This window comes from Oryzisolibacter sp. LB2S (assembly GCF_040732315.1).
GTDB lineage: Bacteria > Pseudomonadota > Gammaproteobacteria > Burkholderiales > Burkholderiaceae_C > Alicycliphilus > Alicycliphilus soli.
This window is the reverse complement of record NZ_CP160388.1, coordinates 3,132,520-3,154,633: the sequence shown is the minus strand read 5'-3', so window position 1 is coordinate 3,154,633 and position 22,114 is coordinate 3,132,520. Positions and strand designations below refer to the sequence as shown.

At 67.4% G+C, this 22,114-nt stretch carries 18 protein-coding genes; 9 read left to right on the top strand and 9 right to left on the bottom strand.

The features are described from left to right. The first annotated feature begins 4 nt into the window (after nt 1-4). The 3 genes from murA to hisD are packed head-to-tail and all read left to right on the top strand — an operon-like array spanning nt 5 to nt 3,259. On the top strand, nt 5-1,282 hold the full coding sequence (gene murA, locus ABUE11_RS14920) for a UDP-N-acetylglucosamine 1-carboxyvinyltransferase (protein ID WP_367066110.1): 1,278 nt from the start codon (nt 5-7) through the stop codon (nt 1,280-1,282). After that, on the top strand, nt 1,279-1,920 hold the full coding sequence (gene hisG / locus ABUE11_RS14915) for an ATP phosphoribosyltransferase (RefSeq protein ID WP_367066109.1): 642 nt from the start codon (nt 1,279-1,281) through the stop codon (nt 1,918-1,920). The genes murA and hisG overlap by 4 nt, the downstream gene beginning before the upstream one ends. A 19-nt stretch (nt 1,921-1,939) precedes the next feature. Further along, nucleotides 1,940-3,259: a histidinol dehydrogenase gene (gene hisD / locus ABUE11_RS14910; protein WP_367066108.1), complete on the top strand. Its 1,320-nt coding sequence runs from the start codon at nt 1,940-1,942 to the stop codon at nt 3,257-3,259. Between the two features lie 72 nt (nt 3,260-3,331). On the opposite strand, the gene ABUE11_RS14905 is transcribed toward hisD, so the two are convergent. Next, entirely contained in the window at nt 3,332-4,090 is a 759-nt protein-coding gene (locus ABUE11_RS14905) for a hypothetical protein (RefSeq protein WP_367066107.1), read from the bottom strand. A 191-nt stretch (nt 4,091-4,281) separates the two neighbouring features. Here ABUE11_RS14905 and ABUE11_RS14900 point away from each other — a divergent pair, with 191 nt between their 5' ends. From ABUE11_RS14900 to hisA, 6 genes are read left to right on the top strand one after another with little or no spacing between them, the layout of a single operon-like run. After that, nucleotides 4,282-4,551 (top strand): DUF6364 family protein, encoded by a 270-nt coding sequence (locus ABUE11_RS14900; protein WP_367066105.1) that lies wholly within the window; start codon nt 4,282-4,284, stop codon nt 4,549-4,551. Next, entirely contained in the window at nt 4,548-4,991 is a 444-nt protein-coding gene (locus tag ABUE11_RS14895; protein WP_367066103.1) for a PIN domain-containing protein, read from the top strand. Before ABUE11_RS14900 ends, ABUE11_RS14895 begins: the two co-directional genes overlap by 4 nt. Nucleotides 4,992-5,007: 16 nt before the next feature. Further along, nucleotides 5,008-6,114 (top strand): histidinol-phosphate transaminase, encoded by a 1,107-nt coding sequence (gene hisC, locus ABUE11_RS14890; RefSeq protein WP_367066101.1) that lies wholly within the window; start codon nt 5,008-5,010, stop codon nt 6,112-6,114. After that, complete coding sequence (hisB, locus tag ABUE11_RS14885) at nt 6,111-6,743, top strand: imidazoleglycerol-phosphate dehydratase HisB (protein ID WP_367066099.1); 633 nt, start codon at nt 6,111-6,113, stop codon at nt 6,741-6,743. Before hisC ends, hisB begins: the two co-directional genes overlap by 4 nt. A gap of 49 nt (nt 6,744-6,792) precedes the next feature. Continuing rightward, complete coding sequence (gene hisH, locus ABUE11_RS14880; RefSeq protein ID WP_367066097.1) at nt 6,793-7,461, top strand: imidazole glycerol phosphate synthase subunit HisH; 669 nt, start codon at nt 6,793-6,795, stop codon at nt 7,459-7,461. Nucleotides 7,462-7,518: 57 nt separating this feature from the next. Beyond that, nucleotides 7,519-8,262 (top strand): 1-(5-phosphoribosyl)-5-[(5-phosphoribosylamino)methylideneamino]imidazole-4-carboxamide isomerase, encoded by a 744-nt coding sequence (gene hisA / locus ABUE11_RS14875; RefSeq protein ID WP_367066095.1) that lies wholly within the window; start codon nt 7,519-7,521, stop codon nt 8,260-8,262. A gap of 168 nt (nt 8,263-8,430) precedes the next feature. Here the strand turns inward: hisA and ABUE11_RS14870 are convergent, their stop codons facing one another. The 8 genes from ABUE11_RS14870 to ABUE11_RS14835 form a co-directional block, all read right to left on the bottom strand. Continuing rightward, entirely contained in the window at nt 8,431-9,315 is an 885-nt protein-coding gene (locus ABUE11_RS14870) for a spherulation-specific family 4 protein (RefSeq protein ID WP_367066094.1), read from the bottom strand. Between the two features lie 112 nt (nt 9,316-9,427). Then, a complete protein-coding gene (pelG, locus tag ABUE11_RS14865) occupies nt 9,428-10,801 on the bottom strand; it encodes an exopolysaccharide Pel transporter PelG (RefSeq protein ID WP_367066093.1) in 1,374 nt (457 codons plus the stop codon). Further along, complete coding sequence (pelF, locus tag ABUE11_RS14860; protein ID WP_367066092.1) at nt 10,801-12,327, bottom strand: GT4 family glycosyltransferase PelF; 1,527 nt, start codon at nt 12,325-12,327, stop codon at nt 10,801-10,803. The genes pelG and pelF overlap by 1 nt, the downstream gene beginning before the upstream one ends. Further along, nucleotides 12,324-13,322, bottom strand: a complete 999-nt coding sequence (locus ABUE11_RS14855; RefSeq protein WP_367066090.1) for a tetratricopeptide repeat protein — start codon at nt 13,320-13,322, stop codon at nt 12,324-12,326. Before ABUE11_RS14855 ends, pelF begins: the two co-directional genes overlap by 4 nt. Then, the gene (locus ABUE11_RS14850) at nt 13,315-14,709 is read right to left on the bottom strand and encodes a PelD GGDEF domain-containing protein (RefSeq protein WP_367066089.1); all 1,395 of its coding nucleotides are present in this window, start codon (nt 14,707-14,709) and stop codon (nt 13,315-13,317) included. The genes ABUE11_RS14855 and ABUE11_RS14850 overlap by 8 nt, the downstream gene beginning before the upstream one ends. Before the next feature lie 7 nt (nt 14,710-14,716). Then, on the bottom strand, nt 14,717-15,271 hold the full coding sequence (locus tag ABUE11_RS14845; protein WP_367066087.1) for a penicillin-binding protein activator LpoB: 555 nt from the start codon (nt 15,269-15,271) through the stop codon (nt 14,717-14,719). Nucleotides 15,272-15,299: 28 nt separating this feature from the next. Further along, nucleotides 15,300-19,211 (bottom strand): tetratricopeptide repeat protein, encoded by a 3,912-nt coding sequence (locus ABUE11_RS14840; RefSeq protein WP_367066086.1) that lies wholly within the window; start codon nt 19,209-19,211, stop codon nt 15,300-15,302. Next, complete coding sequence (locus ABUE11_RS14835; RefSeq protein ID WP_367066085.1) at nt 19,171-21,990, bottom strand: bifunctional glycoside hydrolase 114/ polysaccharide deacetylase family protein; 2,820 nt, start codon at nt 21,988-21,990, stop codon at nt 19,171-19,173. Before ABUE11_RS14835 ends, ABUE11_RS14840 begins: the two co-directional genes overlap by 41 nt. Nucleotides 21,991-22,114 lie beyond the last annotated feature (124 nt).

Sequence of the window (22,114 nt, the reverse complement as noted above, 5' to 3'; positions counted from 1 at the left end):
TTCCATGGACAAGCTACTGGTACGCGGCGGCCGCACGCTGCACGGCGAGGTCATCATCTCCGGCGCCAAGAACGCGGCCCTGCCCGAGATGTGCGCGGCCCTGCTCACGAGCGAGCCCGTGCACCTGATCAACGTGCCGCGCCTGCACGACGTGCGCACCATGCGCAAGTTGCTCGACAACATGGGTGTGGCCACCGAGACCCATGGCGAGCGCGGCGGCATGAGCTTTGTTGCGCCCGACACGCTGACCCCCGAGGCGCCCTACGAGCTCGTCAAGACCATGCGCGCATCGGTGCTGGCCCTGGGGCCGCTCCTGGCGCGCTTTGGCCGGGCCACCGTGTCGCTGCCCGGCGGCTGCGCGATCGGCTCGCGCCCCGTGGACCAGCACATCAAGGGCCTGCAGGCCATGGGCGCGCAGATCAGCGTCGAGCATGGCTACATGATCGCCCGGCTGCCCGAGGGCCAGCAGCGCCTGCGCGGCGCGCGCATCACCACCGACATGGTCACGGTGACCGGCACCGAGAACCTGCTCATGGCCGCCACGCTGGCCGAGGGCGAGACCGTGCTGCAGAACGCCGCGCAGGAGCCCGAGATCACCGACCTGGCCGAGATGCTGATCAAGATGGGCGCGAGGATCGAGGGCCATGGCACGAGCCGCATCACCATCCAGGGCGTGCCGCGCCTGTCCGGCTGCACGCACCATGTGGTGGCCGACCGCATCGAGGCCGGCACCTTTCTGTGCGCCGTGGCCGCGACGGGTGGTGAGGCCTTTCTGCGCCACGCGCGCGCCGACCATCTGGACGCCGTCATCGACAAGCTGCGGGAGGCCGGCGCCCAGGTGGCGGCCGAGGAGGGCGGCATACGCGTCAGGAGCCCTGGCGGCGCGCGCCTCCGGGCGCAGAGCTTTCGCACCACCGAATACCCGGGCTTTCCGACCGACATGCAGGCGCAGTTCATGGCGCTGAACGTGCTGGCGCAGGGCACCTCCACGGTGACCGAGACCATCTTTGAAAACCGCTTCATGCATGTCAACGAGCTCGCGCGCCTGGGCGCGCACATCGCCATCGACAGCCGTGAGGCCACGGTGACGGGCGGCGCGCAGCTGTCGGGCGCGACCGTCATGGCGACCGACCTGCGTGCCTCGGCCAGCCTGGTGATCGCAGGCCTCGTGGCCGGTGGCGAGACGCTGGTCGACCGCATCTACCACCTCGACCGCGGCTACGACCGCATGGAAGACAAGCTGCGCGGCCTGGGCGCCGACATCGAAAGAATCAGCTCATGATCACCCTTGCCCTCTCCAAAGGCCGCATCTTCGACGAGACCCTGCCGCTCCTGGCCGCCGCCGGCATCACGGTGACGGAAGACCCCGAGAAGTCGCGCAAGCTCATCCTGCCCACCAGCCAGCCCGACGTGCGCGTGGTGCTGGTGCGCGCGAGCGACGTGCCCACCTACGTCGAATACGGCGGGGCGGACCTGGGCGTGGCGGGCAAGGACTCGCTCATCGAGCATGGCGGCCAGGGGCTGTTTCGCCCGCTGGACCTGCAGATCGCCAAATGCCGCGTGAGCGTGGCCGTGCGCGCGGGCTTCGACTACCGGGGCGCCGTCACCCAGGGCTCGCGCCTGAAGGTCGCCACCAAGTACACCAGCATCGCGCGCGACTTCTTCGCCAGCAAGGGCGTGCATGTGGACATGATCAAGCTCTACGGCAGCATGGAGCTCGCGCCGCTCACGGGCCTGGCCGACGCCATCGTGGATCTGGTGTCCACGGGCAACACCTTGAAGGCCAACAACCTGGTCGAGGTCGAGCAGATCATGGACATCAGCTCCCACTTGGTCGTGAACCAGGCGGCGCTCAAACTGAAGCAGGCGCCGCTCAAGCGCATCATCGACGCCTTTGCCTCCGCCATACCCAAGGCTTGATTCCATTCAGGTTGACACTATGCAATTCGTAGCTGCTCCCGCCCGTCTGTCAACGGTCAGCGCCAGTTTTGAGGCCGATTTTGCGGCGCGCCTGCACTGGTCGGCCGAGCAGGACGCGGCCATCGAGGAGCGCGTCGCCGCCATCCTTGCGGACGTGCAGGCGCGCGGCGACGCGGCCGTGCTCGACTGCACGCAGCGCTTCGACGGCCTGCAGGCGGCCAGCATGGCCGCGCTCGAGCTCAGCCCCGAGGAGCTCAAGGCCGCCTACGATGGCCTGCCGGACGAGCAGCGCCATGTGCTCACGGCCGCCGCCGCCCGCGTGCGCAGCTACCACGAGGCGCAGAAAAAGGCCTGCGGCGAGAGCTGGAGCTACCGCGACGAGGACGGCACGCTGCTGGGCCAGAAGGTCACGCCGCTTGATCGCGTGGGCATCTACGTGCCCGGCGGCAAGGCGGCCTACCCGAGCAGCGTGCTCATGAACGCCATCCCCGCCCATGTGGCTGGCGTGCCCGAGATCATCATGGTCGTGCCCACGCCGCGCGGTGAGAAGAACCCGCTGGTGCTGGCCGCGGCCCATGTGGCGGGCGTCACGCGCGCCTTCACCATAGGCGGCGCCCAGGCCGTCGCGGCCCTGGCCTACGGCACGGCCACCATTGCCAGGGTGGACAAGGTCACCGGCCCGGGCAACGCCTATGTGGCCAGCGCCAAGAAGCGTGTATTCGGCCAGGTGGGCATAGACATGATTGCCGGCCCGTCGGAGATTCTGGTGCTGGCCGACGGCACCACGCCTGCCGACTGGGTGGCCATGGATTTGTTCAGCCAGGCGGAGCATGACGAGCTCGCCCAGTCCATCCTGCTGTGCCCCGATGCGGCCTACATCGAAGCCGTGCAGGCCGCGATCGACCGCCTGCTGCCCCAGATGCCGCGTGCCGAGATCATCGCCAGGAGCCTCACGGGCCGCGGCGCGCTGATCCACACGCGCAGCATGGAGGAGGCCTGCGAGATCTCCAACCGCATCGCGCCCGAGCACTTGGAAATCTCCAGCACCGACCCGCACCGCTGGGAGCCGCTGCTCAGGCACGCGGGCGCCATCTTCCTCGGCGCCTATACCAGCGAGAGCCTGGGCGACTACTGCGCCGGCCCCAACCATGTGCTGCCGACGAGCGGCACGGCGCGCTTCTCCAGCCCGCTCGGTGTGTACGACTTCCAGAAGCGCAGCAGCCTCATCGAGGTGAGCGAGCAGGGCGCCCAGGTGCTGGGCAGGATCGCCAGCGTGCTCGCCCATGGCGAGGGCCTGCAGGGGCACGCGCGCGCGGCGGAGATGCGGCTCAAGCCCTGAGGATCCGCCGAGGCAGTGCCGGCGGAATGGGGCGCATGAGGGCATGGGGCGTTGCGCCCCATGCATCAGCCCTCAGCGTGTGGCCAGAAAGGCCGTGCCCGCGGCGCCGTTGGCGGTGACGCCGGTCACGATCAGCTGCGTTCCACCGGCCGCCAGGCCATAGCTCACGGCAATGCCGGTGGCCCGCTGGCCCGCGAGTTCGCAGGGCGCGGGGCCGAAATCCACGCTCACGTCAAAGACGTTCTTGCCGCTCGCGCGCGGCTGGACCTGGCCCGTGACGGTGCAGCCGTCGAAGCTTCCCTGCAGGGCGCCGCCGGTGTCTATGCTGATCTGTCCGCTCTCGCCGCTCAGGATGGAGCCAGCCCAGGTGCCGGCGATGCGCGAGACACTGGCCGGGGTCTGGTAGTTGTAGTCCGCAGTCGGGACGGGCGCGGCCGTGAAGGTCGTGGTCACGCTCGCTGAAGTGATAGTGCCACCGAAGCGCTGTCCCAGCACATAGCTGCCGCTGAGGGAGCCAGCGTGCACCTGGCCATCGTTCCAATAGTCTTTGGTTTGGGCGGTATAGCTCGTGCCGTCGCTGGCGCCCTGCGTGGCGTGCACCATGCCGGTCACTGCAATGGCGTTGCCGACTTGCGTGCCGTACAGAATCCACGAGTCGCCGTTTTCCAGCGTCAGGGAATTCACCGCCCTGCCGTTGCCCGTTGTCCCCTGGAAGGCGCCTTCGAGGCGGGCCGCGGCAGGCGCATTGTGATCGCCACCACCGCCCCCGCCGCCGCAACCCGCGAGCGCCGTCATCGCAAACAGTATTGCCAATGGAGCTGTCTTCATCATCCCGCACCTCCTCTCTTGGAATTTGTTTCGAATGTAATGTTAACTCTCGACGTGTAAATAGGCTTACCACCGAACTGTGAATTTCATTCAACGATGCGGCGCCTGTGGCGGAGGCTCGGCTCCCAATGCATGACTTCGGTGATGATCAACACGAACTTCGTGTAACACGAAATTCGTGTACTATCTGCGCCATGAAGAATCTGACCATCACCGTCGAAGACAGCGTGCTCGAATGGGCGCGCATCGAGGCGGCGCGCCGTGGCACCAGCGTCTCGCGCATGGTGGGCGACTTCATGGCCGAGATGCAGCAGCGCGAGGACGCCTATGAGCGCGCCTATCTCGCCTGGCGCACCGACGAGCGCAGCTGGCGCGCCCATGGGATTGAAGAAACCATAGCGCGTCGCGCAGTGCCGACGAGGGCTGGGGGCCAAAATGACCTAAATGCTGGAGCCGGCGCATGAACCCGGTGTTCGTCGACACCTCGGTGCTGGTGGCGGCCGAAGACGTGGCCGGCGGCGAGCTCTACCGCGCCTGCCTTGACTGGCTGGATGCGCTGTGGCGCCGGCGCACGGGCCGCACCGGCAACCAGGCCCTGGTGGAGTTCTACGACCAGGTGACCACGGCGGCATCGCCCATGCCCCAGGGTGACGCGCGTGCGGCCATTCGCCGCTATCAGACCTGGACTCCCTGGCGCACCGACGCCGCCACGCTGGAGACCGCCTGGGCCGTGCAGGCGCGCCATGACCTTCCCTTTGGTGACTGCCTGGCCGTGGCCTGTGCCCAGCACAGCGGCTGCAGCCACATGCTGAGCCTGCACCTGCCCCATGGTGCGGAATTCGGCGGCGTGACCGTGCTGCACCCGCTGCGCCAGAGCGCCCCCACGCAGGCCGAAGACGCCTGAACCCCAGAGAGAACCGATGACCGAGTCCACCACATCACCCCAGGCCCTTGAACGCATTCGCACCGACGTGCGCGCCATGCATGCCTACCACGTGCAGGATGCCGCGGGCTATCTCAAGATGGACGCGATGGAGAACCCCTTCAGCCTGCCGGATGCACTCCAGTCCGCGCTGGGCGAGCGTCTGGGGCGGCTCGCGCTCAACCGCTACCCGGGCATGCGCCAGAACGACCTGAAGGCCGCGCTCGCGCAACACGCCGATGCGCCCGAGGGCAGCGCCATCATCCTGGGCAATGGTTCGGACGAGCTCATATCGCTGCTGGCCCTGGCCTGCGCCCGGCCCGGCGCCACGGTGCTCGCGCCCGAGCCCGGCTTTGTCATGTATGCGATGAGCGCGCGCCTGCAGGGCCTGGCCTATGTGGGCGTGCCCCTCACGCCCGACTTTGCGCTCGATGTGCAGGCCATGCTGGCGGCCATCGAGCGCCACCGCCCGGCCATCACCTTCATCGCCTATCCGAACAACCCCACGGCCACGCTGTGGGACGAGGGCGCGGTGCAGGCCATCGTCGACGCCGTGGCCGCCGTGGGCGGCATCGTGGTCATGGACGAGGCCTACCAGCCCTTTGCCAGCCGCAGCTGGATCGACCGCATGCGCGCCGACCCCGCGCGCAGCGGCCATGTGCTGCTGATGCGCACGCTCAGCAAGTTCGGCCTGGCCGGCGTGCGCCTGGGCTACATGATGGGTCCTGCCGCGCTGGTGCAGGAGGTGGACAAGGTGCGCCCGCCCTACAACGTGAGCGTGCTCAACTGCGAGGCCGCGCTGTTCGCGCTCGAGCATGCCGAGGTCTTCGCCGCCCAGGCCGCCGAGCTGCGCGCCGAGCGCGATCGCATGCTGCCGCTGCTGCGCGCCATGCCGGGCGTGGACAAGGTCTGGGACAGCCAGGCCAACATGGTGCTGCTGCGCGTGGCCGATGCCACCCGTACCTTCGAGGGCATGAAGGCACGCAAGGTCCTCATCAAGAACGTTTCTACAATGCATCCATTGCTGGCCAACTGCCTGCGTCTGACGGTGGGCAGCCCTGCCGAGAACCAGCAGATGCTCGCGGCCCTGCAGGCATCCCTATGACATCTTCTGCACTCGTTCCCTCCACCCAGGACAGCCTGGCCGACCGCATCGCCGAGGTCAGCCGCAACACCGCCGAGACGCGCATCAGCGTGCGCATCAACCTCGACGGCACGGGGCAGGCCCGCCTGCACACGGGCATAGGCTTCTTCGACCACATGCTCGACCAGATCGCGCGCCACGGCCTCATCGACATGGAGGTGGACTGCGACGGCGACCTGCACATCGACGGCCACCACACGGTCGAGGACGTGGGCATCACCCTGGGCCAGGCCTTTGCGCGCGCCGTGGGGGACAAGAAGGGCATACGCCGCTACGGCCATGCCTATGTGCCGCTCGACGAGGCGCTCTCGCGCGTGGTGGTGGATTTTTCGGGCCGGCCGGGCCTGCACCTGCACATCCCGTTCACGGCGGCGAGCATCGGCGGCTTCGACACCCAGCTGACCTACGAGTTCTTCCAGGGCTTTGTGAACCACGCGGGTGTGACGCTGCACATCGACAACTTGAAGGGCATCAACGCCCACCACCAGTGCGAGACGGTGTTCAAGGCCTTTGCGCGCGCGCTGCGTGCCGCGCTCGAGCGCGACCCGCGCGCCGCGGGCGTGATCCCATCGACCAAGGGCTCGCTGTAAATACAAGCAAGAATGGCCTTCAACGCTTATCTGGCAAGCGCAAGCAGCTATGAATAATGAAGTAAAGACCGTCGTCGTCGTGGACTACGGCATGGGCAATCTGCGCTCCGTCTCGCAGGCCGTGCAGGCCGCGGCCCAGGGCAGCGGCTGGCGCGTGCTGGTGAGCGCGCGGCCCGACGAGGTGCGCGCCGCCGAGCGCGTGGTCCTGCCCGGCCAGGGCGCCATGCCCGACTGCATGCGCGAGCTGCGCGAGTCCGGCCTGCTCGAGCCGGTGCTCGAGGCCGCGGCCACCAAGCCGCTGTTCGGCGTCTGCGTGGGCATGCAGATGCTGCTCGACCACAGCGCCGAGGGAGATACACCGGGCCTGGGCTTGATCCCCGGCGAGGTCGTCAGATTCGACCTGGAGCAGCAGCGCCAGCCCGACGGCAGCCGCTACAAGGTGCCGCAGATGGGCTGGAACCGCGTGCGCCAGATGCGCCATGGCGGCCAGGCACACGCCATGTGGGCCGGCGTGCCCGACGACAGCTACTTCTACTTCGTGCACAGCTTCTACGCGCGCCCGGCGAGCGCGCTGCACTGCGCGGGCCAGGCCGACTACGGCCTGCCGTTTGCGGCCGCCATCGCGCGCGATAATATTTTTGCCACCCAGTTCCACCCCGAAAAGAGTGCCGAACAGGGCCTGGCCCTGTACCGCAACTTCCTCACCTGGAACCCCTGATTCATCAACCGGCCGGGCCCGGCCTGTGCTGCCAGCCCATTTTCTCTGCCCATCATCATGTTGCTCATCCCCGCCATCGACCTCAAGGACGGCCATTGCGTACGCCTCAAGCAAGGTGACATGGACCAATCGACCACCTTTGGTGAAGACCCCGCCGCCATGGCGCGCAAATGGGTCGATGCCGGGGCGCGCCGCCTGCATCTGGTGGACCTCAATGGCGCCTTTGCCGGTCAGCCCAAGAACCGCGCGGCCATCAAGTCCATCCTGGGCGAGGTGGGTGAGGACATCCCCGTGCAGCTCGGCGGCGGCATACGCGACCTGGACACGATCGAGCGCTACATCGACGCGGGGCTCGAATACGTCATCATCGGCACGGCCGCGGTGAAGAACCCCGGCTTTCTGAAGGACGCCTGCAGCGCCTTCGCGGGCCACATCATCGTCGGCCTGGACGCCAAGGACGGCAAGGTGGCCACCGACGGCTGGAGCAAGCTCACGGGCCACGAGGTCGTGGACCTGGCCAAGAAGTTCCAGGACTGGGGCGTGGAGTCCATCATCTACACCGACATCGGCCGCGACGGCATGCTCTCGGGCATCAACATCGAGGCCACCGTCAAGCTCGCGCAGGCGCTGACCATTCCCGTCATCGCCTCGGGCGGCCTGGCCGGCATGGCCGACATCGAGCGGCTCTGCGAGGTCGAGGAAGAGGGCGTCGAGGGCGTGATCTGTGGGCGCGCCATCTACAGCGGCGACCTGGACTTCGCCGCGGCCCAGGCGCGCGCCGACGAGCTGGCCGGCGCCTGAGAGGTTGTGAGTTTTTCCCCCATGCCTGCCTTGCTCGCCAAAACACCCCCGCTCATCGTTGCAAATACTCGCCATAGCCTGCGCTATGTCTGCGTTTTGCGCCTCGATCGGGTGCGTTTTGAGGCGCCTTTCGGGCACGAGGGAAATACTCACAGCCTCTGAGCCGGCTCAGCAGCTGGGCAGGGCCTGGCCCTTGTTGATGGAATCCACCGTGCCCAGCAGCTTCTCCCAGTAGGAGGGCAGATTCGCCCAGGGGTCGCCGACATTGTTGGCGTAGTCGTAGTGCAGGTCTGTCACATAGACCCAGCCGGTGTGGTTGCGCTCGCTCGCCGCCGTGCTCAGGCTGGCCTGCATCGTGGGACAGCCGACGGCGTCATGCACCAGCATGGCCTGCTTGACTTTGTCGTAGTCATAGACCCAGTTGTGGCTGGGCTGGGGGTTGAAGTCTGCGTAGGCGCTGGCCTGGCCCTCGAAGGTCACCAGGGTGTCGGCCACCGTGGCGTAACCGGCCGCCGGCAGGGTGCCGGGGTTGCCCACTACCAGCAGGCGGCTGTCCAAGCCCTTGATGTAGTCGTACACCTCGCGATAAAAGCCCAGCCGCGCGGTCTTGTCCGACATCTCGTCGATGAAGAAGCCGCTGATGTTCTCGCGGCCGTAGAAGGCCAGGTAGTTGTCGATATGCGTGCGCACCTTGGCCAACGAGGGATTGCCCCGGCCATAGCGCGTGGATACATACCCGATCACCTTGCCCCCGGCCTGGGTGAACTCGGCTATCGCGCGCACGTATTGCTTGTCGACCTTCCTGCCGGGACCGTTGCCCGGATTCAGGATCGCCGTGATGCGTACCGACGGCATGGCCCGGGCGCTTTGCGCGAGCCGCTCCCAGTCCGATCCGGTGGACGGATAGAAATATGCCGGCACCAGCACCTGAAAGGTCTCGCCACCGGCCGTGAGGGCTGCCCGCGGCGAAGCTTCGGCGCTGCCGGCCTTGGCGGAGATCGTGAGGGCGTCCCCGTCGCTGCCTCCACCACAGGCGGTGAGCAGAGCGCTCATGGTCAAGGTCAGGGCAGCGAGGCCCGCGGATGATCGTCGATCAGGCATGCAGCATTCCCGGATGCAGTGGCGATGCATGGATTCTGCATGGATGGGTAGAAACCAAATGTGTTTATTGCAGCATGAACGTTTGGTATTCCAGCCTATGCAGGTGCTTGGACAGCAGCAGCAGGCCCGTGGCCAGCGTGGCCAGCACCGCCAGCGCATACCCGTAGCCGTACAGGGCGGCGCCGGTGGCAAGCGTGAAGCCCGTGAGTGCGACATTGAGCAGCACGAACATGGCGCACAGCAGCAAGACCGTGCGCCGCTGATCGAGATAGAAAAAGACGTTGAGCACCGCCATCAGCCCCACCTGCAGGCCCACGCCAATCACCTGCACGTAGAGCAATGGCAGGTACAGGCGTGAGATGCCCAGGCTGTCGAGCAGCCACGGGCCGGCCACATAGGTCACGAGCACCGCCAGGGTCTGAATCTTGGCAATTTCGCCCAGGCCCTGCTGAATCGAATAGACCATCTCGTCGCGCATGGACTCGATGTATTCGAGCGAGCCGCCACTGCGCACGGCCTCGTAGAACCTGTCGTAGTACTCGACGAAGTCTGTCTCTATGCGCACCAGAAACACCGCCATGCCCGGGATGATGGACAGATACGACAGGAACACGGGCAGGTCGTAGATCAGCGACGCGCGCAGATGTCCGATGATGGGCTGCGAGGTGGGCGGGAAGTACCAGAACATGAACTTGTCGGCCCAGATTCCCAGGTTGTAGAGCAGGCCGATCGCCACCAGCGAGAGGTACAGCTTGTCCCGGTCCAGGAAGTCGAATGCAAGCAGGCGCCGCGCCGGGTGGAACTCCTTCACGATCAGCAGCCACATGCCAGCGAGCAGCACGAACTGGCCCAGCACAAAGCCGGCAAGCAGGCCCTCCAGCCCCCAGGGGCGCATGAGCAGGGCTGCGACAACGATCAAGCCGTAGGCCAGCGCGAAGAGGCCGGCGATGGCCTTGTATCGCTTCATCCCGGACAGCAGCACGGTGAGCACCCACACGCCGCTCATCAGCATGAAGCCGGCCAGCATCAGCATCCGGTAGGCCAGGCCCAGGGCCGGCAGCACCACGAACAGCGCCAGCGTGGCCAGGGTCGCCGCGCCCAGCAGCACGAGCAGCAACAGGCCGTGCAGATTCGGCATGACCAGGTGCTTGCGCTTCTCGAACAGGCGGTCGGAGATGAAGCGTGTGAACGCCAGCTGCGCCAGTCCCGTGTAGATGAGACTGCAGGCCACGAGGTAGGTGACCGAGGTCTGGAATTGCGTCACCAGCCTGGCGGGCACCACCACGCTGGCGCTGAAGATGCCCACGAGCAGAATGCCAACGATGGACAGAACCCAGGGCCCCGAGCCGATCACGCCGGCGTAGGCATAGGCCTGCACCAGTCCCAGCAGGGTGTTCTTGCGCAGCATGTGGCGCAGTTCGAATCCAATGCCGGCCATCAGGCAGCTCCCCGGGGCTGTGCCAGTGCCTGTTCATAGACCTGGCGGTAGCGATCAAACATCAGGCGGTCCGTGTAGTAGCGTTCCACGCGGGCCACGGCTGCGCGACTGGCGGCCTGCCAGCGCGCTGTGTCGCCCAGCAGGGTCAGTGCGGCATCGGCGAGCCGCTGGGGGTCGGCGATCGGCACCACCAGCCCGGAGGGGCCGAGCGCGCGGTCGGCCGGCTCGTGGCCTTCGATGAGCTGGCGGCAGGAACCCACATCGGTGGATATGGCCGGCACGCCGGCCGCATAGCCCTCGAGCAGCACCAGTGGTAGTGCCTCGCTGATCGAGGACAGCACCACCAGGCCGATGCGCGGCATCAGCGTTTCCACGCGCTGCATGCCGAGGAACTGCACATGCTCCTGCAGGCCCAGGCTGCGCACGAGGTTGCGGCATTCCTCGGCATAGGCCGGATCCTCCTCGGCGGGACCTGCGATCCAGCCCTGGGCGTCGGGGCGCTGGTTGACGACGCTGCGCATGGCACGGATGAAGGTCTTGACGTCCTTGATCGGCACGACGCGGCCAATCAGGCACAGCACCGGTGGTGGCTCGGCCGGCCGCTGCGCGCGCAGCGGGGCGAATCGTTCCAGGTGGATGCCGTTGGGTATGCAGCTGGTGCGTTCGGGCGGCGCGCCATCTTGTACCTGGCGCTGACGGTTTGCCTCGTAGAGGGCCACGATGCGATCGGCATGCGCGTAGCAGTAGCGTCCCAGCCACTCGAAGAAGCGGATCCACATCTGGCGAAAGTAGGACAGTTCCGTCGGGTCGCGCTGGAAGAGGTTGCGGTTGTCGTGTATCCACTCGCTCTTGAACAGGTCGATCTTGCGCTCCTTGGTGTAGATGCCGTGTTCCGAGAGAATGAGCGGGACACGCCGTGTCTGTGCCACCAGTCCGCCCACGAATCCGGCATAGCCGGTGGATGCGCAGTGCACCGCACGCACGGGAATCAGCCTCTTGGCGACGCCGGCGAGCAGCCACAGCGGTTGCAGCATGAGGCGCAGGGTCCAGAAGAAGTCGACGAACGAAGGGTCGGTGCAATGCGCGCGGTAGGCGTCGCAGATGAGGTCCCAGGCACGCTTGCCGTAGAGGAAGTCGCCCAGCTGCACGGCGCCACCGGGCATCATCTGCTGCGCCACGGCGTCGAAGGCCGCCATGGCTTGCGGCGGGTCCTGTTCCAGCGCGGCGAGCAGGCGCAGCACCAGGGCCTCGCCCTGGGCATCGCCCCTTCGGGGCGCCGGTTGCGGGTGCCCGGCGGCCTGCTCGTGCAGGAAATGCTCCTCGAAATGCACCACGTTGTCGGGCAGCTCGTACCTGAATCCGCTGTAGTCCGTGCGCCGGCTGCCCAGAAAGACGATGGCAAAGCGGTATTCCGGATAGGCGCGAATGATCTGGTTGATCCAGCTCGACACCCCACCGCTCACGTAAGGGAACGTTCCCTCGAGCATCAGGGCAATGTCGGCAGACTGAGCCTTGGGGTGGGTCATGACTGGGTCCAGTAGTCGATCACGGGGCGCAATCGTGGCAGCGCCCCCCATGTTCCGAGCTCACGCATCAGCGCCCGTGCCTGGGCGTGGTCGCGGCGCTCGAATGCCAGCTGTGCCAGATAGGGCAGCCCCCGTGTTGCGGGCATGCCCAGCGCGCGCGCCCGGTCGTAGGCCTGCTCCGCCTCGTCGGCACGGCCCAGCGCATGCAGCAGGCGTCCATGGCGCAGATGCATGGCGGCGTTGGCGGGCTGCTGCGCCAGCACCTGGTGGCAGTAGCGCAGCGACTCTTCGATGGCGTGCGTGCGTAGATCGCCCTGCACCAGTTCCTGGTACACGAGTTCCCAGTACAGATCCGACAGGCGCTGTGCGCTCCGAAGTCGCTGGTCGCCGTGGGCAGGGGCCGTGTCCAGGAGTTCGAGCTCATCGTCGATGGCGCGGTTGACGCGCTTCTCCAGGTTGTCGAGCATGCCGTAGGCCAGCAGGCGCAGGTCGTCGCTGGCGTCACCGAGTGCGCTGCGCAGCAGCGGCGACGCCATGCGCCCGGGCGTGAACTGCAGCGCCGCCATCGCGCGCAGCCGCTCCTGCACCGGAACGCGGTCGTTGGCCAGAAAGGACTGCAGGCCAACATGGCGGAACTGGCCCTGGCGGCGCTGGTGCTGGTCGAATTCGGGAAGTTGCACGGCGTCAAAGTCCTCTGGCCGAGGCCGATGGCGGTGCACACGCAGAATGACGAAGGCCAGCAGCACACCGAGAAAGCCGGCGACGGGCACGGCGTAGCTGCAGCAGGCCATGAGCAGCACGCTGGCCCAGCGCGGCCTGCTCAGGCGCGAGGGCAGCAGTGGCAGCAGCGCCAGCGACAACAGCAGGCTGGCGGCGGCATGCAGCAACAGATAGCTGGCCAGGGCGGTGTCCGAGCGCTCGGACAGCAGCCAGGCACCGCTCCAGGCGCCGACCTCGAGCCCCAGCGCGGCCAGACCAAGCTTGATGTTAAGCATGGGCAATGGCGCGCAGGCGCTCCACGGTGCGCAGGGGCGCTGCACCGTCAAGCGGCAGCACATGCGTGAAGATCCCCGCCTCGGCCAGCGATTGTTGGCTTCTGTGCTGCATCCAGGCTTCCAGGCGCCGGACATAGCCCTCGGCCGTGCCGCTGGTGCCCAGTGGCATGAGCACGGCCAGCACCTGGCGCTCGGGGCCTTCGATCGGCCAGACCTCGTCGAGCTCGCGTCGCAGGCGCATGATCTGTTCGGGCAAGTCCTGCTTCAGCGCCTGCGGGCGGAACTCCAGCGCCACAACAACGCTCGGCACCTGGGTTTCACGGTGCATGTGCGCCAGGCGCTGCAACTCGAAGGCAAACCGCGGGGGGCAGTCCGCCACCTGGCTCACGATGGGCTGGGCCAGTCGCTGCATGGACAGGCTGTCGGTGTAGTAGCACAACAGCAACTGCATGGTTTGCAGGCTTTCCTGCTGGAGCGCGAAGAATGGCATGTCACGCACCACAAGCAGGCCGTACATGTCGCCGGCCAGATCGACGAGCGGTGCTGCGACGAGGTAGAGGGTGTCCTGCTGTGCGGACACGGCCTGATTGATGTGGCAAAGCTGGCCAGTCCGCAGTGCCTGCTGCACCAGCGGGTCGTCGGCCTTCAGGCCATCGCAGGCACCGAGGATGGCTGCGGGCTGGGCCTGCGGCCTTGCATCCCGCACGGGGTGAATGGCCGCGCACTCGAGCTGGCAGAACTGGGACAGCACGCGCAGCAGCTGCTGTGGTGTCGGTCCTGCCCCATGCGCATCCTGCCCGGCCTGGTTGAGCTCCTTCAATGCGTCGCGCATCGACATGGGGCGGGCAATGAGTTCCTGCTCCAGCTGGTCATGTGACAGGCGCAGCAGATAGTGCTGGCGCACCAGATGTTCCAGACGCTGGTCCAGATACAGCTGCAGCGTCTCGGCGCGGCGCGCACGCGCCTGCCAGAGGCTGGAGAACTCTCCGACCAGCATCACGAGGATCAACCCGCCAAGAAAGTACAGCTGCGGAAAAACGTCCCAATGCCCCACATTGAGCCCGAGCCAGCAGGCCAGCAGCACGCTGGCACCACCCAGGCCGGCCAGGGGGCCATAGCGCAGGGCCAGCACCACCGGTACCAGCCAGGGCCATGGAAAGGCGGCCTGGGTCAGCAGTGGATCCTGGGGCGCGAACGCCAACCCCAGAACCACGGCCAGCAGGGGCAGCAACAGGGTCTCACCCACGGTGATGGCCGGATGGGTGGGCGTCGTGGCCAGCTTGCCCAGCAGGTGTCGGGGTAGTCCCCTGCCGGACGGCGCCTGTGCAGGCGCGTCGCTGCCGGGCAATCGGCGACGCTGGTTGGTGCTGTCGGGGGATATCGACATCGGCGTATCAGCGGCTGCCCGCCAGGCCCGCCTGCAGCAGTTTGCGGATCAGCTTCTGCGCCACGGCAGACAGAGCCTCACGGCTCCAGCCGCTTTGCGCGCCAGCGCCGCTCCACAGCGCCTCTCCCGTGGACACGTCCAGAATCTGCAGCGTGACACCGGCCGCGGGCTCGCCATCGACGCCGACCTTGTAGCGCCATTCCTCCACGCTGCCCGCCAGGGCATAGCGCAGCTTCTGCTCGCGCGCCCAGGCCAGTGCGTCCTGCGTGCGCTGACCATCGCCTGCGCCGAACAGACTTTCCTCCTGCGTCGATGGCGGCGCACGGCGTACCTGACCCGGGTTTTGGGCGCTCAGCAGCGCCTGCGCTATGGCCTCGGCACGCTGTCCCGCCAGCGGGGTCTCGGTGTGGTTGGCGAAGGGCAGCACGACCCAGCCTGCCTGGCGCTCCAGTTGGGGCGCACGGCCCTGGTCGACGGTGGAGCAGGCGCTGAGCAGCGCGACGGCGCCAGCCGCCAGCAGCAGGCGCATCCGTTGGGCAATAGAGGGGTGGCGGTGGAGCATGAAGGGTTCTCCTCAGAGGTATCAGGGGTCAATAGTGGAGTCGGTATGACAGTTCCAGCACGCGGGTCAGGCCAAGGGACTGCACCCCGGACTTGCCCAGGCCGAAGCTCAGGCGCAGGTGGTCGGGGCCCAGCACGCTGCCTGCCAGCCCCAGGCGCAGGTCGTAGCCCGCGCCGAGCTGGCTGTGGCGCGTGAGACTCAGACTGGCAAAGGGGCGCAGCGCGCGCGTGTGGTCCTGCTCGAAGCGCATGTTGGTGGACAGACGCAGGCCGTAGAACCGAAAACTGTCCGGCACGAAGTAGTCGGGCCCCAGACTGCTGCCCAGGCCGGCCGGCGCGATGCGCTGGAGGAAGTCCTGGCCCTGCTGCCCCAGGTGCGAGAGGGGACGGCGGTCGAATTGGTGTGTGGACCAGAACGCACCCCATTCGAGGGTGGGCGCTTCCTGGCGGAATGCATGTGCATATTCGAGCGCCGTGTGGCGTCCGCGTCCCACCTCGGCACCGGTCTGCAGCCGGTATTGTTCGTGCCAGTGCGACAGCACCAGGCTGTCCTGGCGCGTCGCCTGATAGCGCAGATCTGCCGCCAGGCGGGTCTTCATGCCGCCCAGGCGCAGTGCCAGGCTTTCCTCGCTGGGCAGTTGCCAGCCAAGCTCGCCGCGCAGCGTTAGGCGGTTGTCCAGCCGCTGCTCATGCTCCAGGGTCAGGGGGGTGGTGTCGGCATAGCCCTTGCGGCTGGCCAGCCGCAGCCGGGTGTCGCCGTCCTGATGGCGCCAGCGCAGCAGCACCGCGGCAATGTTTTCGTCGGGCGCGTGGCGCACCTGGTCCGCGGCCGTGACCTGGCGTTGCAGGCGACCCAGATCGAGTTCCAGTGCCAGCCGCGGGCTGATGGCCAGGTGCAGTTGGGCCCGTGTCAGGTCTTCGTCGATCGCGCCCAGGTCGCTCCGGCGCAGGAGCATCCCCGCGTGGTCGCTGAATGCCAGCAGGCTGTCGGACAGTTGCAGGTGCAGCGGGTGGTCGTCGGGCTGCTGCTCCTGCGTCTCGAACGCGGCGCTTTGCGCCAGTCGCGTGTCGCCCGCGGCAGCCGCGGCATTGATGCGGTCATAGCGCGGCAGTCGCTGGTCGAACTCCTGGAGCAGTTCTCCTGTCGAGGCCTTGTCGTCCTCGGCCAGGGCCACGCTGATCTGGGCCCACAGGGGGCGGTTGCTGCCCAGGCTGCGGCTGCGCGCGTACTGATGCCACAGGAAGCCGCGCTCGGCCTTGTACTCGCCCGCGTCCTGCAACCAGCCGATGGCGGTTTCCGCCGCGGCATTGGAGTAGTTGCCCTGCGCGTCCTGGTCCAGTCGCAGCAGCTCGCGCAGCACCTCCTGGGCGGGGTCACCGGGCCGCTGCTGCAGCACCAGGCGTGCGCGGGCGATGCGCCGGGTGGCATCGAGCCCCTCCTCGGAAAGCCAGCGCTGTCGTGCCTGCGCAGGAGTCAGGTTTCTGCCGCCCCGCGCCTGCATCGCCTCCTGCCATTGCCGTGACAGCAGGTGGCGGCGCAGGCGCCAGGCGCGATCGGCCTCCTGGTTCTGCTCCAGCGCATCGGCATAGTTCATGAGCCAGAGGAAGTCATCCCGGTGCGCGGCCACATGGGGCGTGAGGTAGCGGGTGAGCGCAATCTGAGGCAGCGACAGTGCCTGATAGGCCGCTGCCAGTGCGTCATGCAGATCATCGCTGGTACTCCAACTCGGCTCATGCACCGCGAGCAGCTCGCGGATGGCGGGCGCGTCGTTGCCATCGATGAGCAGCCACAGCAGCGCCTGGCGCAGCTCGGCTGAGGTCGGCTCGAGCCTGAGCGCCGCCTCGTAGTGGCGACGGGCCTGCACTGGCTGCCCGCGGTGCTGGTGATAGCTTCCCATCAGCCGCAGGAACTGTGCCGATCGGTTCATCCGGGCGAGCGAGCGCCGCGTGGCATCGGGCGCCGGGTCGAGCAGTTCCAGCGCCCGGCGGAAATCGCTCCAGCGTTCGTGGCTGGAATACGCACTCAGGGCTTCGAGCAGGTGCCGTGGCTCGTCGTGTTGCTGCCATGCCAGCAGCGCGACCGCGGCGGCCTCCAGGGGCTGCTCGGGCTGCAGCAGCCGGATGAGGGCGTCGTAGTCGGCGGAATGGGCATGGCGCCCATCCACCAGCTTGCGATAAGCGGAGATGGCGAGCTGGTGGTGCTCGCGGCTGGCCGCCAGCTGGCCCGTGAAGCGCCACAGTTCTGCGGCTGCCGTGCTCGATGCCGGCGGGCGCTCCTGCGCCGCCTGCAGCCACTGCAGGCCCAGCTCGGGCTGGCGTTGGCGCAGTGCCAGAACGGCGGCGTGCATGGCGCGCTCCGGCGTGATCTGTGCGGAATCGGCCAGCAGTTGCTGCCAGGTCTGCAGTGCCAGCTCGGGCTGGCCAGCGCGCTCGGACAACTGTGCCAGCAGTTCCAGGCCGGCCGCGCCATGGGCATGCTGGCGCAGGTAGTCAATGGCGGGCTCGGGTTCGCCAAGACGCTCCTGCGCCTCGACCAGGGCGCGCATCAGGCGCAGGTCTTCGGGGCGGCTGCGCAGCTGATGGCGCAGGGCCTGCACCAGGGCGCCATCGTCGAACTGACCCGGCGCCAGGCGCAGCACGGCCTGCCAGGCAGATTCCTGATTCGTCTGGCGCGCCAGGACCAGCCAGTGCTCGAGCGCGATGGCGGGGCGCTGTGTCCACTCCGACACCTGCGCGAGGCGCTCGCGCCAGCGCATGTCCGAAGGGTTCTGGCGCACGGCCGCCTGGGCAATGGCCCAGGCATCCTCGAGCTTGCGGTTTTCCAGGAAAACCTCGTAGCCCAGGGTATAGGTCTTGTCGTCGAAGGGCAGGGCCGGGGCGTGGGGTGCGCCGGGCCTGTCGGCCACCCGCCTTGCGAACGGGGCAGCCTGGTGCGCGAGCAGGCCGGCGCCGTCGTCATATGCCGTTGCTGCGGGTGGTGTGGTGGACTCGGCCAGCCAGACCATGGGCTGCAGTGCCGCACTTGAGTCACTGGATTCTGCCGCCGCCCATTGGATGGCCTGTTGCTCCAGGGCCATGCGCAGCAGCCGGCGGACATAGTGCTCGGCCACCTCGGGCTTGCCGGCAGCGCGTGCCAGCTGCGTGAGCATGAACAGGGTTGGCGGATCGTCGGCCAGCGGGCCGATTTCGCGTTCGGCCAGGGCCAGCGCGGCCGCGGGCTGGTTGCCCGAGCGCAATGCGGCGATGGCAGCGTAGTAGTAGGTCTTGGCCTGCTCCGGATCTGGCGCGCTCTGGCGGGCTGACAGGTAGTGCTGGGCGCAGCCTTCATAGTCGCCGCGGGCCAGCGCCTCACGGGCGGCGCGCTCGTAGTACAGCGCGGCGTCATGTGGATCGGCCGGTGCGTCCTGCCGGTTGAGCGCCTGGGCGATCGCCTGCTCGCCAAACTCGCTGGCCAGCGCGGCCAGTCGCCGTTGCCGCTCCGGCGGCCAACTCTCGTCGGCCAACAGGCGAATGTGCTGGCGCAGGCGGTGCAGCTGCGCCAGACGCCGGTCGGGTGCGTGCTGCGATACATGCTGGTACTCGCTGTAGAGCAGCTCCAACTGGGCCCACAGCGCCTCCCTGTGCAGGGCCGGGTCGCTCGACTCCAGCGCGGGCTGCAAGGTGGCACGGGCGCTGGCGGTATCGCCGTGGGCAATCTGGCGCTGCGCCAGCAGCAGGCGCAGTTGTGGGTTGCCGGGCTCGCTGCGCAGCAGGTTGTTCAGATAGGCCGTGGAAAGTTCGCTCTCGCCGCTGGCAGCCAGGCGTCGTTCGAGATCCTGGCGCGGATACATGAGCCACAGCGCTCCGCAGGCCATGGCCGTGAGTACGGCAATCTGCCAGGTGGGCGCGAGTATCGGCCGCTCAACGTGCTGGGCAGAGGATCTGGATCTGGGCAGCGACATCGGGCAGCCTGAAATGTTGCACGGCAGTGCGGGTCTGCGCGCCGGAGCGCAGGGCGGCCAGGTTGCGCTGGTTGGCGCGTACCTGGCAGGTCTGTGTGTTGGCGAGCGCGAATTCGAGCGGCACATGGCCCCGGAGCCGCAATTGCACGCGCAGGCCGTCCTCGTCCGCCGTCCACTCCTCCAGGCGGGCGTTGGCTTCGTATAGATACGGCGTGCCGATCTCGCGACCGCCGGTCTGCAGGAGCGCCGAGGGGTCGCTCAGGTGCACGTATTGGCCCTCGGTGCCCGGGCGCCAGCCGGCGACCGCCTGACTTGTGCCGGGCTGGGGCAGTCCAAGTGCATCGGGCAGCCTGACGGTGCGCAGCGCGCCGTTGCTGCTGCGCAGGCGCCAGCCCTGGCCATCGCGAGCGATGGCGTAGTCGTAGAAATCCTGCACCTTGCGCGTGAACTCCGACGCGTGCACCGGATGCAGCGGCTGTGCCAGGGCCCAGTCGTAGACCTTCTTCAGGGCCTTGAGCGCGGCCGGCTTGCTCGCCGAGTAGCTGTGGTAATAGATGCCCACGGGCTTGATGCGTCGTGGGCTGTCGGTCATCTCGAAGGTCTCTATGGCGCGCTGAAAACCATAGAACGGCCCCGTCCAGAGATTGGTGTAGATGTTCTCATTGGTGATGGGGGCGTAGACCTGCAGGAACCCATTCTTGCGTATGCCCAGGCTGCCGATGGCCGTCAGCGAGGGGTTGTCGCGGCTGATGGAGGTGTCGCCGCCGTTGATGTTGAGCAGGCCGGCGCGGTAGGTCAGCTCCAGGGCGCGGGCATTGGGCGCCGTGTCTCCGGTCCATTGAAACAGCTTGACTGGCTTGTCCTTGGGGGCCAGGCGCTCGTTGATGTAGCGGGTCGAGCCCACGATCTCGCGCTCCAGATCCATGGTGTAGCCGGGCACGGCGAGCGACTGCGCGGCCTCCGGGTTGTCCTTGAACAGCCCGTGCTGCACGCTCGTGTCCCACAGGAAGGGGTGGGAGTACGCATGACTGCCGACCTCGATATGTGGCAGGCGGAACATCTTGCGCGCAATCTCTTCCATTTCCGGACTCAGGGAGGGGTGCAGGCCGTGGGGTGCGACCTCGGCCTCGATGACCGACATGGTCTGTGGGATGCGGTACTTCTCGAAGATTTCCGTGAGCAGCACCTGCGCGGCCAGCGGGCTGCCCGGCAACTCGGCCCGAGACGGAAAGCCGTCGCCATCCACATGGGCCAGCAGCAGGCGGCGTCCGTTCTCTGTCGTGGTGTCGGGTATGGGAATCGCGGGTAGGCGCAGGGCCTGTTGCAGAAAGGCAAATGGATCAACGAGCCAGCGCGCGTCTTCGGTGCCGGGGATTTCCAGCAGCACGTTGGGGTCGAGGAGAAAGCCGCCCCAGGGCGTGATGGCACCGGCCAGGAGGCCGTGCCCACGCGCGTCGCGCAACTCCATCAGCGGCTGCGCCTGACGTGCCATGTCCGGTGTCAGCTGTACCAGCTCGGTCTGCTGTGATGGCAGGGGGGGCGGGCCTTCCAGTCCCATCATGGGGGCCATTCGTGCCTGCTGCAGCGGGCCACGAGGTTCCGTTGGAGCGCTGGCCAGGCCCAGGCTGCGCGAAAGTGCGCCGTCGGGCGCCAGGCCCCAGTTGCCCAGTACCGCCAGCGGCATGCCGTCGCCCAGCCGTGCCCGCAGCCATTGGCTCAGGGTCGCCTGGCGTGACGCGGGGATATGGCCGGAAAACCAGCTCACGACACCGGCATAGCGGTCGGGCGTGACCTGGGCCGGCAGGTCGCCACGTATGTCCACATAGTCCGTCACATAGCCCATGTGGTTCAGCGGCATCTGCAGGAAGCGATGGGCGTTGGCGTAGTTCAGCGCGGGCGAGTCGTCGCCGTTGTAGAGCACCAGTATGCGGCGTGGCACGGGTTCGATGCTGCCTATGCCGATGGTGGACAGCCGGGCGTCGGTGACCCAGGGAATGAAGCCATCGCGCAGGATTTTCTGCGCCGTCGAGCGCGCGAGGGCCCGGTCATGCGGTGCCACGTAGTCGATCACCAGCGCCGGCAGGTCGTCTCGCTGCTGCACGGTACGCAACTGCCCCAGCAGCCATTGCCGATCCTGTTCGGGGACCTCCTCGTAGCTTCGGCTCGTGGGGTTCCAGCGCCGGTAGAGCGACTCGGCGGCCACCATCTCGACCTTGCCCCGCACCCGGGGCAGGATGTCAAAGCCACGGTTGAGGATCAGCCGGATGCCGGGAAAGCGCTGGTGCAGAGTCTCGATCACGCGCACCAGGCCCTGCTGCTGTGCCTGCTCGTCAAACCTTGCGGCCAGCCGATACGAATCCAGGGTGTCGAGGAAGAAGCCACGGTAGCCACGCTCCCACAGCGGGGCGATGACGCGGCTGGCAAAGAAATCGGGCCAGGCCGCCACGCTCTGGTCCACGACATCGGACTGCCAGTCCTGGTTGCGCGCCAGCTTCCAGTGGTCTGGAATGTCCCGGTAGTAGGGGCGCGAGGGCTGCACCTCGGTCACCGATGCGTAGGCGTAGATCCGCGGCGCGGACCGTGAGGCATTGATCTGGTGGGCCGGATGATCGGGGTCGACCACCACGAGGTCGAAGGTGCGCAGCTCTCCCAATGGGATGTGATGGCCATAGTACAGGGCCACCGCCGGCGTCTCGGCATGGGCGGCGCAGGACAGCAGCAGAGCGGTCAACACCGACGACAGGCGGGCACGCCACTGCGGGAAAAAAGAAGAAAGCATTGCGGACGTCGGCCGGCGACTGACGATGAGAACGGTCTTGTGATGGGGCACGGATTATGCGGAGGGTGAATGTATCAAGTTATTGCACCTACATGGCGCCGCAGTGAGTACTTCACATTTGTTG